Source organism: Pseudomonas sp. BP01 (assembly GCF_022760795.1).
Taxonomy (GTDB): Bacteria; Pseudomonadota; Gammaproteobacteria; order Pseudomonadales; family Pseudomonadaceae; genus Aquipseudomonas; species Aquipseudomonas putida_Q.
On record NZ_JAFBKA010000090.1, the window covers coordinates 1 to 409 of the forward strand.

Here is a 409-nt window from a genome sequence, read left to right on the forward strand (position 1 = left end):
ACCTACACCGTGACGCTGACCAACAAAGACGGCCTGCCGATCGACAAGCACGCGGCGCTGACCTTTACCCTGGACGATGGCAAAACCACCATCACCATCCCGGCTAACGGTACAACCGGCACTGCGACTGTCACGGCTCCGGACAACGTCTACACCGGCACTAACGCTGCGGTCGTGAAGGCCATCCAGTCGGTCACCGGCGCGGACGTCGGCAAGTTCGAGCAACTGACCCTGGACAAGACCCCGGTCAGCACCGCCGTCACCGACGAACCAGGTTCGGGCACTCCGGGCACTGGCAACCAGGGCGACCTGGTACAGGTCACCATCACGGCCGACCAGACCTCGGTAGCGGAAAACGTCAAACCGACCTTCACCGTGCACATCAATACCGCCCTGGCCAACGACCTGG

At 62.8% G+C, this 409-nt stretch carries 1 protein-coding gene; it reads left to right on the plus strand.

The window, feature by feature from the left end; genetic code table 11:
• Positions 1-409: immunoglobulin-like domain-containing protein (locus JOY50_RS28610; protein ID WP_243056183.1), on the plus strand; the 409-nt coding region annotated here is incomplete at both ends.